The sequence below is a fragment of the Chryseobacterium camelliae genome (assembly GCF_030818575.1).
GTDB classification, from domain to species: Bacteria; Bacteroidota; Bacteroidia; order Flavobacteriales; family Weeksellaceae; genus Chryseobacterium; species Chryseobacterium camelliae_A.
In genome coordinates, this window is record NZ_JAUTAL010000001.1 from 827,448 (window position 1) to 843,866 (window position 16,419).

At 40.4% G+C, this 16,419-nt stretch carries 15 protein-coding genes; 10 read left to right on the plus strand and 5 right to left on the minus strand.

The annotated features are described in order from the left end of the window. Positions 1-37: 37 nt before the first annotated feature. Both QE404_RS03780 and QE404_RS03785 read right to left on the minus strand, forming a co-directional pair. Positions 38-1,843, minus strand: a complete 1,806-nt coding sequence (locus tag QE404_RS03780; protein WP_307446689.1) for a hypothetical protein — start codon at positions 1,841-1,843, stop codon at positions 38-40. Between the two features lie 33 nt (positions 1,844-1,876). Further along, a complete protein-coding gene (locus QE404_RS03785; protein ID WP_307446692.1) occupies positions 1,877-2,122 on the minus strand; it encodes a hypothetical protein in 246 nt (81 codons plus the stop codon). Positions 2,123-2,981: 859 nt separating this feature from the next. Here QE404_RS03785 and QE404_RS03790 point away from each other — a divergent pair. Next, the gene (locus tag QE404_RS03790; RefSeq protein WP_307446695.1) at positions 2,982-4,211 is read left to right on the plus strand and encodes a tyrosine-type recombinase/integrase; all 1,230 of its coding nucleotides are present in this window, start codon (positions 2,982-2,984) and stop codon (positions 4,209-4,211) included. 102 nt (positions 4,212-4,313) lie between these two features. Here the strand turns inward: QE404_RS03790 and ggt are convergent, their stop codons facing one another. Further along, positions 4,314-5,999, minus strand: coding sequence for a gamma-glutamyltransferase (gene ggt / locus QE404_RS03795; RefSeq protein ID WP_307446698.1), 1,686 nt, complete (start codon positions 5,997-5,999; stop codon positions 4,314-4,316). Positions 6,000-6,087: 88 nt separating this feature from the next. Here ggt and QE404_RS03800 point away from each other — a divergent pair, with 88 nt between their 5' ends. Both QE404_RS03800 and QE404_RS03805 read left to right on the plus strand, forming a co-directional pair. Next, positions 6,088-7,053 (plus strand): NAD-dependent epimerase/dehydratase family protein, encoded by a 966-nt coding sequence (locus QE404_RS03800; protein ID WP_307446700.1) that lies wholly within the window; start codon positions 6,088-6,090, stop codon positions 7,051-7,053. Between the two features lie 83 nt (positions 7,054-7,136). Beyond that, positions 7,137-7,889, plus strand: a complete 753-nt coding sequence (locus QE404_RS03805) for a polysaccharide deacetylase (protein ID WP_307446703.1) — start codon at positions 7,137-7,139, stop codon at positions 7,887-7,889. A gap of 41 nt (positions 7,890-7,930) precedes the next feature. Here the strand turns inward: QE404_RS03805 and QE404_RS03810 are convergent, their stop codons facing one another. Together QE404_RS03810 and QE404_RS03815 are read right to left on the minus strand one after the other, a co-directional pair. Further along, positions 7,931-9,136, minus strand: coding sequence for a metallophosphoesterase (locus tag QE404_RS03810; protein WP_307446705.1), 1,206 nt, complete (start codon positions 9,134-9,136; stop codon positions 7,931-7,933). 70 nt (positions 9,137-9,206) lie between these two features. Beyond that, on the minus strand, positions 9,207-10,274 hold the full coding sequence (locus tag QE404_RS03815; protein ID WP_307446707.1) for a 3-oxoacyl-ACP synthase III family protein: 1,068 nt from the start codon (positions 10,272-10,274) through the stop codon (positions 9,207-9,209). A 100-nt stretch (positions 10,275-10,374) separates the two neighbouring features. Here QE404_RS03815 and QE404_RS03820 point away from each other — a divergent pair, with 100 nt between their 5' ends. The 7 genes from QE404_RS03820 to QE404_RS03850 all read left to right on the plus strand — a co-directional run bounded on the left by QE404_RS03820 (position 10,375) and on the right by QE404_RS03850 (position 16,329). Next, positions 10,375-10,944: a hypothetical protein gene (locus QE404_RS03820; protein WP_307446709.1), complete on the plus strand. Its 570-nt coding sequence runs from the start codon at positions 10,375-10,377 to the stop codon at positions 10,942-10,944. Between the two features lie 3 nt (positions 10,945-10,947). Then, positions 10,948-11,679 (plus strand): bifunctional demethylmenaquinone methyltransferase/2-methoxy-6-polyprenyl-1,4-benzoquinol methylase UbiE, encoded by a 732-nt coding sequence (gene ubiE, locus QE404_RS03825; protein ID WP_307446712.1) that lies wholly within the window; start codon positions 10,948-10,950, stop codon positions 11,677-11,679. A 3-nt stretch (positions 11,680-11,682) separates the two neighbouring features. Further along, a complete protein-coding gene (gene porT / locus QE404_RS03830) occupies positions 11,683-12,465 on the plus strand; it encodes a type IX secretion/gliding motility protein PorT/SprT (protein ID WP_294214819.1) in 783 nt (260 codons plus the stop codon). 134 nt (positions 12,466-12,599) lie between these two features. Further along, the gene (locus QE404_RS03835; RefSeq protein WP_307453340.1) at positions 12,600-12,902 is read left to right on the plus strand and encodes a hypothetical protein; all 303 of its coding nucleotides are present in this window, start codon (positions 12,600-12,602) and stop codon (positions 12,900-12,902) included. Then, positions 12,902-13,189: a cell division protein ZapA gene (locus QE404_RS03840; protein WP_307446717.1), complete on the plus strand. Its 288-nt coding sequence runs from the start codon at positions 12,902-12,904 to the stop codon at positions 13,187-13,189. The genes QE404_RS03835 and QE404_RS03840 overlap by 1 nt, the downstream gene beginning before the upstream one ends. A gap of 252 nt (positions 13,190-13,441) precedes the next feature. After that, positions 13,442-15,007 (plus strand): ribonuclease Y, encoded by a 1,566-nt coding sequence (gene rny, locus QE404_RS03845; protein WP_307446719.1) that lies wholly within the window; start codon positions 13,442-13,444, stop codon positions 15,005-15,007. 80 nt (positions 15,008-15,087) lie between these two features. Further along, positions 15,088-16,329, plus strand: coding sequence for an MFS transporter (locus tag QE404_RS03850; protein WP_307453715.1), 1,242 nt, complete (start codon positions 15,088-15,090; stop codon positions 16,327-16,329). Positions 16,330-16,419 lie beyond the last annotated feature (90 nt).

The following is a 16,419-nucleotide window of genomic DNA, read 5'->3' on the forward strand; positions in this document are numbered from 1 at the left end:
CATACGGATGGTTTGAAAACCAAAACATTAAAATCGATTAATATTTATTAATACCATTGTGCTCAGCTTTGTCGAGAGCCCAAGCAAAAGCATTGGCTGTAAATATTGAATTATATACATTCATCTTATAAGTAGCAGCTCCATTTCCATAATTAGGCTTAAATACAGGAAAATTGTTGGCATTTAAAACGAATGGACAAATAGTATCCGAAGTACCGCCATTATTAGAGTTAAAACCGCCATCACCTACCCAAATAAAATTGAGGGTATTGTGCCTGAATGCTGTAACACGTCCTATGGTTCCTGCCGGATTAGCTGTTGATATATTGGTATCACCAGAATATACAGTTATTTCGCTGGAAGGTAATCCCGTGGCGTAAGTTGTTGAGGAAGCATCTTCTCCCCATTGTAATCCCCTGATGTCACCAAAAGGGCCATTCAAAATAGAATCATTTGTGAGAGGTAATTTGTACAATGCGCCCGCACTATTTACACTTCCCGTAGAAACTGAAGCATCAAATACTATTCTTAATAAGTTTTGCATCCCCCCGGTGCTTTCAGAGAATGCCAATACAACGCCTCCTTTCGCAATATAGTTTGCAAGTATTTGGGCTTCGGTGGTACTTGCTGCCCAAGAGTACCCTATTACAATAATGTCTACGGGATTGCTGCCTGTTGTCCAACCAGTAAGCTGAGCTGCTGATGGTGCATTTGTTCCGTTTATGATCTGGTCCCAGCCTTCATATTTAACGATGCTATTAGCAAGCGTTCCATAGTTAGCTGTCGTTGTGATAAGTCCATTTGAGGCTGCTGTACCGGAAAAATTATAACCATATTCATTAGGAGAAGTCCCTATAGTCAATAATATTTTTTTAGGAATAACTACAATCACATTTACATTACACGATTTGGAAACGCCACCCTGGCTATCTGATGTTATCGTTAACTTTTTTATAGCTGTAGATGTGGGTGTTCCTGCTCCGTTTAGCATGATGTTCTGGTTACCTGTTGCTGTAAAAGTACCTGAAGCACTAAAAGAAATTCCATCCACCGTGTTGGTGGTAACGGTATAGCTTCCCAATGCTGTCACATTTACCGGTAAAGTAATGGTATTACTTGAAGTAAGTGCGGTACCTACTTTATAAACTCCATTCACAATAGCCGAACCGCAGCTCATAGTGTATGTTCCCGAGTCCGAAAGTACCGGGACCTGTACAGGTGGAGAACATGGCTGAGAGACTCCATTGTTGGTAATAGCTACAGTATCGCCACCACCTGCAGTGTTAGTATTTGCCGGGATCCCAGTTCCGGGAATATTCACTGTATAGCTGCCGGTCGTCAGAAAAGTCCCCGTCTTGTAAAAGTTGTATCCATTGTTGGTTGTTCCTGCAATCTCATAAGATCCCGGTTTTGTAACCGTTACTCTAATACTGAGATAATGGGATGTAGTGAGTTCTTTTCCTTTGCTGTAAATACCATGAACAGTCACATCTGCATTACAATTATAAGAAAACGTGCCTTTTCCAAAACGTCCGCAAAGGCTTTTCCATTCATTATCTTCACTATTCCAATAGTTGTAACAGTTTTCGGTGGTATTAAATATCATCAGACTGTTTTGCCCGGCAGTCATATTCGGAGTAAGCTGCGTATCCCGCTGTGCTTCGGTATAACGCTGAATGATGATCCCATTATATTTGTCGGGACTTGCGCTTGCCGGATCTTTTCTTTCAGAGATATGAAGCCCAGCATATGCATTGGGCTTGTCTGTATTGATGCCCACCTGTGCAGATATATTGATATTAATAAAAAATATTAATGTAAACAAATTATGTATATATTTCATTTTTTCAGATTTTTTGTGTTAAATGATATTTTTTTATCTATGAGCCTGTTTAAGTTTAATCCCGATCAATTTTCCTTTCTGATCAGTTCCGTAGCTGGCATCAGCGGATTTGATCTGGTCGCCGGTCAGGCGAGGGGCAATCATTCCTTCCGGCTTGCTACCGTCAGTGGTTTTTGTAGTCACATCCAATGTCGCTTTGGGTGTATTGTTGTTGATGCCTATCTGGCTGTAAACAAGGCTTGATAAAATGATACCGGCCGATAGAAATGTTTTTTTCATTTGAAGTTTTATAAAAGGTTGTTATATTAAATAATTAAAGCTTAGTATATAAAAAGCAGTTATATACGAGTTGGTCATCTATTATACCTAAACCACAGATACTTTAATAGATCAATCGTCATTACTTTTTTATTAGAATTTTCATCTTTTGTGTTGGTACCGTTTTAATTATCATACTTTTTTAGGTTTTTATTATTCATTAAAATTTCTGATTCTTGTGTATCACAAACTTGATTCTTTGATAAGAATTTCGGATTGATCTTTACACCTCTAAAAGAAACTCCTGAGAATTTTCTTTTAGAAATAAGAATCGGAAAACAAAGCGGTCTTGGATTTGTGGCAGAAAATATCGGTGTCCTATATTAAAAGTATTGGAGCGATTTATTCTGAAGTAAGTATTAAAATTGTGTTCTTCATCATGTTCTGTATTGTGTTTATATTGTAATTAAAAAATTGTCATATTTCTATTTTTAGTTTATACTATTGGTTATCGTTTCTATAAATTAAAGTTATTCTTAAACGCATTTGGTTTGGGATAAATGAACATTAATTTGTTGGAGTAATGCTTGTTTTCGATCTTTAATTTTAAACGTAGTCCTATCTAGACTACTTTTGTATTCAACTGATTTGCAGTTCAATAATTTATATTGTGTTTTTGATGAAGATTTATGTTAAAGCAAATGAAAACAGTAATTTTTTTCAAACAATAAACACTTATGGATGAGTTATAAACACTTATAGAACAATGTTTTAGTTTTTTTGGTGGTATGGATATTTTATCTATATTTGTGCATATAAGTAGTCTAGATAGGACTACTTTTTTATTATTTTAGCGACTATAAAATGATTAAAATAATAAATGAATTTCACTTTTTATCTTCCGGAAACATCCAAAGATTCCGGGCTTATTTATTTGCACCTTCTGGATGAATCATTTCATCTTGATTTTATTTTTTGTACGGGTATTACAGTGGCTCCTGAGGAATGGAACGTTGAAAAGGGGCGTCCGAAAAATATTTACCTGAAAAAAAATAAAAACATTAATACTGTTTTGGATCGTATCAAAGTAGAATTGGCTGAATATATCCGGCAACGGAGAACAGGCAGGAAAGCAGTTACCAAAACAGGGATTTCAAAAAAACTTAGTGAAGTCATCACCACAAAGCCTGTTCAGCGATCAGAAAACTCTTTTCTTAATCTTACCCTTTCTTATATTACTGCCCGTAAAGAAATAATCTGTCATTCAACCTACAAACGGTATCTTGTGTTCTTCAGGCTTCTCCAGCGCTTTGAAGGATTTTTACAAAGGCATCTACTGATAGAAGACATTGATGCAGGATTTGTACGGGATTTTTTAATCTTCGGTAAAGAAGAGGAATACAGCGAAAATACGCTTCACAGAACGGTTCATTTTGTAAGGACCATCCTGAATTTTGTGGAGAGGAAAGGAATTGCAACCAATGTACGTGAATTGGAAATCCGAAGGGAAAAACAGTCATCCCGCATTATTATCCTTACCGAGTCCGAAATCGCAACAATAAAGCAAACCGAAGTTCCTGAAGAATATGAAACAGCTAAAAAATGGCTGCTGATCAGCTGCTATACCGGGCAAAGGATCTCAGATTTTATGGTTTTTCATAAAAATCAGCTTTCGGAAGCGGGGAATCGTATGTACATAACCTTTGTACAGCAGAAAACACAAAAGGAAATTATCCTCCCGCTCCATCCTGTGGTTTTGAATATTCTGAAGAAAAACAATTACAGCTTTCCCGATCCCATCGACCATAATATTTATAACCGGCGAATCAGGAAGATTGCCAAACTGGCAGGGATCAACGAAAAAATCAATGCCAGGAAGCGTACCGGTCACCGTTCGGAAGATGCTCTGGTAAAAAAATGGGAAGTCATCAGCAGCCACATCGGCAGGCGCAGTTTTGCTTCCAATTTTTACGGAAAGATCCCGACTCCTCTGCTGATGCAGGCTACCGGACATAGCACGGAAAAAATGTTTTTAAATTATATTAATCACAATAGCCATGATCGCCTGGCAACGCTGGGAAACTATTTTGATCAACTTTATAGGGGATAGATGACCACGATGAACAAATTTCAACATAAAATTATAAATGAATATGTAGTTGATGAATTTTATGAAAGGAAGAATTTTAATTATGAATAAGACAACTTTCCATTACTCTACCGCCACAGAATCATCGCCGCGGCCATCAGCTACCGCATGAATATTTCCGGTTTCATCAATCAGGATCATTTCGGTTCTTCCGATCTGGTTCCATCTTTCGGCTTTGTAGCCCAGTTTTTTCATCTCACTGATGGTAGTCTCAGGGAAGTTCTTTTCAAAGGCAACGGCTTCAGGAAGCCATTGGTGATGGAATTTTGGAGAATTAACGGAAATGTTGGCATTTAATTTAAAATCAATAACATCCACAACCGATTGATAAACCGAGGTAGGAATGGTCGTTCCGCCGGGTGTCCCGACCACCATAAACGGTTTTCCGTTTTTAAGAAGGATAGTAGGAGTCATAGAAGACAGCATCCTCTTATTAGGCTGTATGGAATTGGCTTCACCGCCTACGGCTCCGAACATATTCGGAACTCCTGGCTTGATGGAAAAATCATCCATTTCGTTGTTGAGGAAGAATCCTGCTCCGGATACGACTACTTTGCTTCCGTAGTATCCGTTAAGCGTAGTGGTGACGGAAGCTGCATTACCATCTTTGTCAAGGACGGAAATATGGGTAGTCTGGGTAGATTCTTTCGGCTGGGCAATGATTTTTCCCACTTCTGAACTTGGGGTGGCATGATCAAAGCTGAAACTTTTCCAACGGCTTTTCAGGTAATCATCAGAGATCAGGTAATTGGTTTTATCCTGAATGAAATCCGGGTCGCCCATATATTCTGCACGGTCTGCAAATGCCCTCCTCTCTGCTTCTGCCATGATCTGTACGGCCTTTGCTGAGTTCTGCTGGTAATGTTCAAGGTTTTCAAAACTGGCCATTCTGAGCATCTGGGCGAGGAGAAGCCCGCCGCTGGACGGCAAAGGCATGGAGACCACATGGTTGCCTTTATAATCGAATTCGAGCGCCTTCCTTTCTGCAACCCTGTAATTTTTAAGATCCTGCATCGTGATGATTCCGTTGCCTCTCTTCATTTCTGCAACCAACAATTCAGCAGTCCTACCTTCATAAAAGCCTTTTGCTCCAAGCTTCTGGATCAGTTTTAAAGTTTCGGCCAGCTCTTTCTGGATGAGGATGTCACCTGCCTTCCAGGGTACATCTTTCACAAAAGCGATGGCTGTTTTATTGTGTTTCTTGAATGCATCCCTATGCCTGTTGAGCATTTCCGCTTCCTGCTCTGTAATGGCAAATCCCTTCTCAGCCAGGTCGATAGATGGCTGAATGATCTTCTCCATAGGAAGCCTGCAGTACTTCAGCGTAGCAAAAAAGCCTGCCACGCTTCCGGGAATGCCCACGGCAAGTCTTCCGTTCTGGGAAAGGTCGGTATTGGCTTTTCCGTTTTTATCAAGATACATGTCTCTTGATGCTTTGAGTGGGGCGGTTTCCCGGTAATCCACAGTGAACTTTTCACCGTTGCTTTTTACTCCTACCAGAAAGCCGCCGCCGCCTATGTTACCAGCCTGGGGATAAACCACTGCCAATGCATATTGAGTGGCAACTACCGCATCATACGCATTACCACCCATTTTCAGGATTCTGGCACCTGCCTCGCTGGCGAGCGGATGGGCGGAGACTACCACGCCCTTGTTTTTTACTTTTACTTCCTTTACAATCGTAATGTCTGTGTACTGCGCTGAGAAATATTGCGTTATCAGTACCCCTATAATGATCAGCTTCTTCATGATAAAAAATATACCCGAATTTACAATTTTGTTTTTGAATAGGGGGGTAAAATCTTTATTTTTGCTTCAATCAACTAAAAAGAAAACAATGGAATCCTATACGGAAAAAATCCTGATTACCGGTGCTTTGGGCCAAATCGGCACAGAGCTTACGAACCGCCTGGTTGAAATTCACGGCGCAGACAATGTAGTAGCTTCGGGTCTTGACAAATGGCAGAAAGACATCACTTCTGCAGGTCATTATGAGAGAATAGATGTTACCAATACAAACTTGGTGAGACAAGTCATCAAAGATTATAAGATCACCACAGTATATCATCTGGCATCCCTGTTGTCCGGGACTTCAGAAAAACAGCCGCTCTTTGCATGGAAATTAAACCTGGAGCCTCTTATTGATTTTTGTGAAATGGCGAAGGAAGGGCTTATTAAAAAGATTTTCTGGCCCAGTTCCATTGCAGTCTTCGGGAAAGGAATTCCAAAGCAAAATGTAGGGCAGGAGGTGGTCCTGAATCCTACCACCGTATATGGGATTTCTAAAATGGCAGGAGAGAAGTGGTGCGAATATTATTTTGACAAATATGGGGTTGATGTGAGAAGCATCAGGTATCCAGGATTGATCTCCTGGAAAACACCGGCAGGAGGCGGAACTACGGATTATGCTGTGGAGATTTTTTATAAAGCCATTGAAGACGGAAAATACACCAGCTTTATTTCTGAGGATACGGCCATGCCGATGCTGTATATGGATGATGCCATTGAGGCTACGCTGAAATTAATGGATGCACCCAAAGAAAGCCTTAGTGTACGTTCGTCATACAACCTGGGTGGAATGTCATTTACCCCGAAGCAGCTGGCTGAAGAAATCAAGAAAGAGATCCCGGAATTTGAGATCAGCTATCAGCCGGATTTCAGACAGGCTATAGCAGATTCATGGCCTGCATCCATTGATGATTCAACAGCTAAGAAAGACTGGAATCTCTCTTATGATTTCGGAATTTCTGAAATGACTAAAGATATGATCAAAAATCTCAGAGTAAAATTAGGTAAAGATTAATTGTTCAACTTGAACTTTAAATAATATTTATTTTAACATCTGATTTTTAATTAATTACACAAATTATCTAGAATTATATTTAAATGATATTATTAACTTTTAACATCGTCAACATAGAAGCTCCCGCTCAAAAAGGGAGTGAAATTTCTTATGAAGACAGGCTGAATATAACTATAGATAATACCAAAGCTATACTCAGGATTTTAGATCTCCATGATATCAAGGCTAGCTTTTTTATAGAGATTTCCATTGCCGGAAAACTCAAAAATATGATCAAAGCAATTTCATCCCAAGGGCATGAAATTGCTTTTTATAATAAAGATTCACAGGCTGACTTTATTGAAGAAACCAAAAAAGAAACAGAATATTTTCTGGAGAAGCAGGTAAGAGGAATCCGTCAGAAAGATCTGATAATATCTCCGGAGATCCTGAAGATGGCAGGGTTCAATTATATCTCTCGGATTGATCATGCGCATGTGCTGTTCCCTTTGAAGAGGCTTAAGACGACGACAAAAATTACAGAGGAAGACGGATTAAGTATTATTCCGGAAAGCATTTCTCCCTACAGCCAGCTGCCTTATAATGATTTCGTTTTCCAGTTCCTGCCGGTAAAATTCTATCAGAACATGGTCTTCGAGACTTTGAAAAATGATGACTTTGTCCTCATCTACCTCGATTCATGGCAGTTTACCGATCTTAAGAAACACTGCTTCTCAGTACCTTTTTACAGGCGCCTGAATGCAGGCAAAAAAATGGAGGACAAGCTGGATGCCCTCCTTAGCTGGATCAATGAGAAGGAGCTGGCTACTTCCCGCGTAAAGGATTATATTTTTTAGATAGCAGATGTCATATATCAGACGTTATACTGCAGATGTTTTTAAGCAAGTTCAAAAAGCGTAATTTCAGGCAAAACGCCCACCCTTCCCGGATAACCCAATACCCCGAATCCACGGTTTACATACAACATTTTTCCCTCACTTTCATACAGGTCTGCCCATTTCGGATAGCGGTATTGTACCGGGGACCATTTGATATTTTTCAGATCAAGTCCGAACTGCATGCCATGGGTATGGCCTGAAAGGGTCAGCTGGACATTTCCCGGGTGCTTTTTAACGACATAATCAAAATGGGTAGGGTCATGGCTCATCAGGATTTTTGCGGCAGATTCCGGGACGTTTTTAAGAGCCTTGTCCAGGTCTCCGAACTGTGGGAACGGTTTGAGCCCCCAGTTGTCTACACCAAGGATATACAGCTTCTCGCCGTTTTTCTCAATGATCCTGTGCTCGTTCCTCAGCATCTCAAAACCGGCTTCTTTTTCATACCCAATCAGTGTTTCCAGGTTTTTCTTTTTCGCATCCAGGGAGTTCCAGGTAACATAGTCCGCGTAATCATGATTGCCCAGCACGGCAAATTTACCATCGATGGCTTTTATTGTAGAAAAAAGAGGGATAAACGGCTTGAATTCCTCGGCAACATTATTCACCATATCCCCAGTGAACAGGACCAGGTCAGGCTTTTGTTCGTTAATCAGATGGATGGCATGTTCGAGCTTTGAAGGGTCGGAAAAACTTCCACTGTGTACATCCGAAATCTGAATAATTTTGTATCCTCTGAAGCTTTCAGGCAGGTTCTTGATTTTTACCGTTACCTTTCTCACCTTATGCCTGTATTTTCCGAATGTGATCCCGTCTATGAACAATGCTGATAGCACGCCGCCGAGACCAAGACCTAAAAGGCTTAAAAACTTCCTTCTCTCTGGAAAAAGATGCTCATCCGGTCTTGTAAGGCCAATGAGATAGGTTCCCGTCCGGAAAATGTCATCGATCAGCAGAAATAAAACAATGAATATTTTAGGAAGAATGGCAACAAGGAACAGCGAAATCATCAGATGGATTCTGAAAGGATTTCTGTCTGAGCGTTGAAAATGGGTAATTTCATAGGCGAAGACACCGTAGATAGCCAGAGAGATAATCCAGTACCCCAGCCTGAGCCAGAAATTATCCGTAAGGGTTCTTACCGCCTGGTAGATATAGACTTCCAGAACAAGGAAAAGCGCTGCTATAAATAAAAAATTCTTTTGCATATGGTGGTTTAAAAAAGCACAAAGAATAACTTCCTTGTGCTTCTGAATTTATTACTATTAAAATAATGATTTAAGGAAATCGGTAAACAATGGCATTGATGTTCATTCCGGCTCCCACCGAAGTCATCACAATGTTCCCTTTATCTTTAAACGTTTGACCCTCCATTTTTCCTTTAACGATAAGGTCAAACATGGTAGGAATCGTTGCCACAGATGAATTTCCGAACTCCTGGATTGTCATTGGGGAGATGCTGTGGTTGTATTCTTTGATGTCATACAGCTTATGAAGCCTTTCAATCATGGCATAGTCCATTTTGGCATTAGCCTGGTGGATCAGGATTTTATCAATATCAGTAATGGAAAGTCCTGCGTCATCAATGGTTTCCTTAATGGCTACAGGGACATTTTTAAGAGCGTACTCATAGATCTTTCTTCCCTGCATTCTTACGAACAGCCTGGTCTGGTCCGATTCTTTATTAATGGAAGGTCCGTTAGCCAGGTAATCCAGCTCCGGCCCGTTATCACAGATGGTATTATGCGCGATGATCCCTACATTTTCCTGTTCGGTAGCCTGAACTACAACGGCACCGGCTCCGTCGGCAAAAATCATTCTGTTCCTGTCGTGAGGGTCTGTTACGCGGCTTAATGTTTCACCACCTATAACAAGGATGGTTTTAGCGGTTCCTGCTTTGATCAGGGTATCGGCAAGGATCATGGCTTCCACCCATCCCGGACATCCGAAGAGCATATCGTAGGTGATGCATTTTCTGTTTCTGATTCCCAGTTTGTTTTTTACTCTTGCAGCCATAGTCGGCATAAAATCGGCATACCCGTAAGGCGTAACCTCTCCGAAATTGCTTGCATAGATAATATAATCAAGCTCTTCACCATCTACATTGGCATCTTCAAGTGCTTTTTTGGCAGCTTCGTAACCGATTTGTGAATTTGAAAGATCATCTTCTATGAATCTCCGGTTTTCGATTTCAGTAATTTCTACAAATTTTCCGATAGTTTCTGCAGCAGGTTTGTCAATCTTTATTCCATCTTCCGTATAAAAGTCTGAATCTAAAAAGAAATCTCTACCAATAATTCGGTTGGGAATATAAGACCCGGAACCAATAATGATCGTATTCGGCATTCGTTAATATGTTTTTTTTAAAAATGCAAAGTTAATAATTAATCTTAATAAGAAAGAATTAAAAATATTATTAAATTTGCAAAAACGTACTTTACCCCTTATGAAAAATAACGCATCCCTGAAAGGTTTATTAGTTGCAGTTGTGGCGTTTATGGTTGCTTTTGGGATCTATTACCTTTTTCTGGCAAAAAGAAACTATTACGTTATAGATAACCCCACTTCCGGTACTTTTTACTTTAAAATCAACAATGGCTCAGAAGGCATCATCTCCGCAGGCCAGACCGTTCCTGTAAATCTCGATAAAGGTAAAAATTCCATCAAGGTATTTGATCAGAATAAAAAATTGCTGTACGATTCGGCATTTGAAGTGAATAAAATCCGTGGCTTATTGAATATCGCCCATCAGGATTATTATATCAATACCCAATATTATGGATACAACCTTAAGAAAGATTCATTACTTTTGGAGCTTGGTAAAACCATGATCGACGGAAAGCCGTACCTGGGAGCACCCAAACGCTTCAATAAACTGTATACCGACGATTTTTACTATAACGTGGATGAAGATTATGACAAGCTCATTAAAAACATCCAGAAAGTGGAATCCAGATCGAAAATTTTCAGGAAGCAGGATTTCATCAATTATTATAAAGAATATTATAAGTTTTAAATTTTGGCAAAAGATATCAACCAAGTAACCCCCTACAATTCTGAGGCTACCAAAAAGAGCCAGGTAGAGGATATGTTCGACAATATTGCACCTAAATATGATCTTCTGAATCATGTTTTATCCATGAAAATTGATGTTTTATGGAGGAATACGCTGGTGAAATGGATGAAAAAAGATGAACCCCGCGAAGTGCTGGATGTGGCTACAGGAACGGGAGATCTGGCTATTGCCGTTCAGAAAGGTACACAGGCAAAGGTAATTGGTTTGGATTTATCGCAACAAATGTTAAATGTTGGCGTTATTAAAATAAAAAAACTTAATTTAGACGGCAAAATTTCAATGCAAAAGGGCGATGCGGAAAATCTTTCATTTGAAGACAACCGCTTTGATGCAGTGTCCGTTGCATTCGGAGTAAGGAATTTTGAAAATCTTACCAAAGGTTTAGCAGAGCTAAGAAGGGTAGTGAAGGATAACAAGAGTGTTTATATACTGGAGTTTTCAAAGGTTGAGGGTTTCATGGGGCCATTGTATATGTTTTATTTTAAAAACATCCTGCCGGCCATCGGCAAACTGGTGTCTAAAGACAACAGGGCATATACATATCTTCCGGATTCTGTAAATGCTTTTCCGTATGGGGAGAAAATGAAGCAAATTCTTTTAGATACAGGATTTAAAAAAGTTGAATATAAAAAACTAAGTTTAGGTATAGCCACAATTTATAAAGCAACAAAGTAACCTATGAATAAATTTCTATTAAAAGCACTGGTTTTAGCCTCAGTAAATGTTGCCGTGTTATCCAACGCGCAATTCAGAACCCGTAACAGAATGGACAGACTGGAAGAGTTTGATCAGCAGACGTTCAGCTGGGGGTTCTACTTAAACGGCAATAGACTGGATTACCGCATCGTCCTCAACCCGAGATACGGTATGAATGGCAATCAGAATCTTGTTACCTCTAAAGAAAGTTATAGCTTCGGAGCCGGATTGATCGGTAAATGGAGGCTGAACGATTATTTGGACCTGAGATTGGAGCCAGGCTTGCAATTTGCTCAGAGGCAGCTTACATTCAATACACAATCGAATGACCAGTACGCTAATGGTACTTTGACCAACCCGCCTTTTACTCCTTTTCCGTTAACGGAGAAAGACAGGGTAAGAGAGGTAAAATCAACTCTTGTTGATGTTCCCGTATTATTAGAACTTCATGGTGACCGATGGTATAACTCCAGGCCTTATGTGGCAGCAGGGGTAAATTATATTGTAAACCTGCAGTCCAATTCAGACTCTACGGATGACAACCGTCAGCAGGTATTCAGATCCACCACCCACAATTTTGCATGGTCTGCAGAAATGGGGATCCAGTTCTACTTTAATAAATTCAAGCTCACGCCAGCCATCAGAGGGACGTTCATCATGAACAACGAGATCGTGGCAGATAACGCCACTACACCGCCTTACTGGACCGCTGCAATGTCTACGCTTCAGACCAGGGCTGTAATGTTCGTACTGAAATTTGAATAAATAAAAAAATAGGAATATAGGGAAGGATGCACAAAGTGCATCCTTTTTTCGTGGTATTCCAAAATATAGGGAGTTTTATTTTTGTTAGTGTTAATATTTTTTTATTTTTGCTACTAGTTAGAATAAAACCTGAAATGCTTCAAGACTTAGAAAACAATTTTTCAGAGCTGGAAAAAAAGATTGCGGGCCTGCAAAAAGGCTACAGAAATCTTACCGAAAAATTTTCAGAGCTGAATATGGAGCATGAAGAACTGAAGAAGAAATATGATGAAGAGAGGAGGAGAAATCAGGTATTAGCAGAAGAACAAAAACATATAAAACTTTATTCAGCGATATCAGGAAATCCTGAACACAACAGGCTAATGAAAAACCACATTAACCGATTGGTAAAAGAGATTGATTTCTGTATTGCTCAGCTTCAAAACAGTGGATTATAATGGAAGTAAGAAGAATAACCATTAATATCGCCGGAAGGGTATATCCGCTGAATGTCCCGGCAGCAGAGGAGGAAACACTGCGCAAGGTAGGGAAGCAGATTGAAAATATGATCAAAGATTTTGAACAGAATTTTGATGTAAGAGACAAACAGGATGCCCTGGCCATGTGTGCCCTCAAACTGGGAACCAATGCCGAAGTGGTATCTGTGAACTACGATAAGACCGTACATTCTGCGAGCGAAAGATTAGCCAAAATCGCACAATCGTTGAACGAAGTAAAGGAATAAGATAACAGGGAATAGATTTTTTTCCCGGAAAGACTGCCTACAATAATTCTAACACATTAAAGGTAAACTCAACGCTAAACAATTACCGGACAAATGTTCATGGAATGGCGTGCCGGATTCGTCCGGATTACAGACCATGAAAATCAGTTCAAATCGTGTTGATTAGGAGTTTACTCTCAATCTCTGGATTATTGTGGGCTTTTTTTATGTAAAAAATAGAAGTATAAAGACAATTAAAACTTAATATATATTATGATAGAAATTATAATCGGCGCTATTTGCCTGGTAATCGGTGCAGCAGCAGGGATCCTGTTCTCTAAAAGCTCACTTAATACTAAAGGGAAATTCATTATTGATGATGCCAAGAAAAATGCCGAAAACCTTATAGAAAAAGCCAATGTACAGGCTGAATCCATAAAGAAAGAGAAAAACCTTCAGGCTAAAGAAAAATTCCTGGAATTGAAATCTCAACATGATGCCGATATCCAGGCCCGCGAAAAGAAAATGCAGGAAGTTGAGAAGAGGATTAAAGATAAAGAGCATAAGCTTAATGATGACCTTAGTAAAGTAGGGAAACTCGAAAAAGACCTTGATAAGCAGATTGCAGATTACGCCAAGAAGAATGAAATCTTAGAAAAGAAACAGCACGAACTGGATACCGCTACAGCTAAGAAAGTGGAAGTCCTGGAAAAGATAGCTAATTATACCGCAGAGGAAGCCAAAGCAGAACTGGTGGAAACTATGAAGGCTGAAGCAAAAACAAGAGCACAGGCGCACGTTCAGAGCATCATGGAAGAAGCTCAGTTAAATGCCAAAAGCGAAGCCAGAAAAATCGTTATCCAGACCATACAGAGAATCGGGACCGAACAGGCAATTGAAAACTCTGTTTCCGTATTCAACATTGAATCTGACGAGGTAAAAGGAAGAATCATCGGAAGGGAAGGGCGAAACATCCGAGCCCTGGAAGCAGTAACCGGTGTTGAGATCATTGTAGATGATACCCCGGAAGCCATTCTTCTTTCCTGCTTTGATCCTGTAAGAAGGGAAATTGCGAGATTATCCCTGCACAGACTGGTAACCGATGGAAGGATTCACCCGGCTAGGATTGAGGAAGTGGTAGAAAAAACAAGGAAACAGATTGAAGAAGAAATCATCGAGGTAGGAAAAAGAACCATTATTGACCTTGGAATCCACGGGTTGCACCCTGAGCTGATCAAGATCATCGGTAGAATGAAATACCGTTCCTCATATGGTCAGAACCTTTTGCAGCACTCCAGAGAAGTGGCGAATATCGCGGCTACCATGGCTGCTGAATTAGGGCTGAACGTAAAACTGGCTAAAAGAGCAGGTCTTTTACATGACATCGGTAAGGTTCCTGAACAGGAATCTGAACTTCCTCACGCTTTACTGGGAATGCAATGGGCTGAGAAATACGGTGAAAACCCTGAGGTGGTAAATGCCATCGGAGCCCACCACGATGAGATTGAAATGAAGTCTCTGTTGTCTCCGATCATCCAGGTAGCCGATGCTATTTCAGGAGCAAGACCGGGAGCAAGGCGTCAGGTGCTGGAATCGTATATCCAGAGGCTGAAGGATCTTGAATCCGCTGCATTGAGCTTTGACGGGGTATCCAGTGCCTATGCAATTCAGGCAGGTAGAGAGCTAAGAGTAATGGTAGAGAGCGGAAAAGTAAATGATGAGATCGCTTCCCAGCTTTCTTACGATATTTCCGAAAAGATCCAGAACGAGCTTACCTATCCTGGACAGGTGAAAGTGACTGTGATCAGAGAGACCAGAGCCGTTAATATTGCGAGATAATCAGACAAAAAAGATATTTGATAAAAAACCTTTCAGGAAACTGGAAGGTTTTTTATTTTTATCCAAATTAAAAACGCAGTATGCAGGAACTTTCTTTATCATCAAAACTGAAACATATTCTTTCCATCCCCGTGATTATTTCCGCATTAGGATATTTTGTAGACATCTATGACCTGCTTTTGTTCGGCATTGTGCGGATCCCGAGCCTGAAAGCTTTAGGACTGAATCCGGATACTGACGGGACATTCATCCTGAACTGCCAGATGACCGGTTTGCTCATCGGGGGCGTGTTCTGGGGGATCTTTGGGGATAAGAAAGGAAGGCTTTCCGTACTGTTCGGATCCATCCTGGTGTATTCACTTGCCAATATTGCCTGCGGTTTTCTGCCTTATTTCCCTAAAACGCACCTGGAATACCAGTATGCGGCCCTGAGGTTTATTGCGGGTATCGGACTGGCCGGAGAGCTCGGAGCAGGTATTACACTGGTTTCAGAAAGCCTGCCAAAGAATCTGAGGGCGATAGGAACATCTGTGGTAGCCGGTTTCGGACTGATGGGAGCCGTAGTTGCCCAGCTTACCGTAGAGCTGGCCGGAGGATGGAATATTTCCTATATCATCGGAGGTATTTTGGGAATTGTGCTCCTCTTCCTCAGGATCAGCGTTTCAGAATCCGGTATTTATAGGACGATGGAGCATAAGGCAGTCTCAAAAGGAAATTTTCTGTCCTTCTTTACCCATAAAGACCGTTTTATACGGTATATGAAATGCATTGCAGTGGGGCTCCCCACCTGGTATTGCATCGGCATCCTGGCTGTTCTGGCCAATCAGTTTGCCCCTGAACTGGGAATCACTAACATCAGCCCGGGTAAAGCCATTATGTGGGCGTATGTAGGTATTTCCGTGGGAGATTTGCTGAGCGGTTTTATTTCGCATGTTTTAAAATCACGTAAAATGGCTATTTTTTATATGCTGGTTTTTACGGTCATCGGGGTGGCTATCATGCTTTTTGGTAATACGGATTCTGAAACGAAGTATTATCTGTTTTGTGTATGGCTTGGTCTTGGAACAGGTTATTGGGCGATGTTCGTGACTCTGGCAGCAGAGCAGTTCGGAACAAATATCAGAAATACGGCAACAACCACGGTTCCGAATATGGTCAGAGGGCTGGTTCCGGTCATGATTTTTGCTTTTGATTCTTTTAAGAGGGACTTTTCCGTTGTGGTGAGTGCCGCAATACTAGGGGTAATTGTATTCGGGCTTGCCTTCTATTCCTCCCTTACCATATCTGAAACCCATGATAAGGATCTTGATTTTACGGAATAATTAATAGGTGTTTAAGAAATATTTATGAAGCTTTCTCCGTTTTAAATACGATAAAGCAATTATAATAAATAATTCATAAATTAATATTAA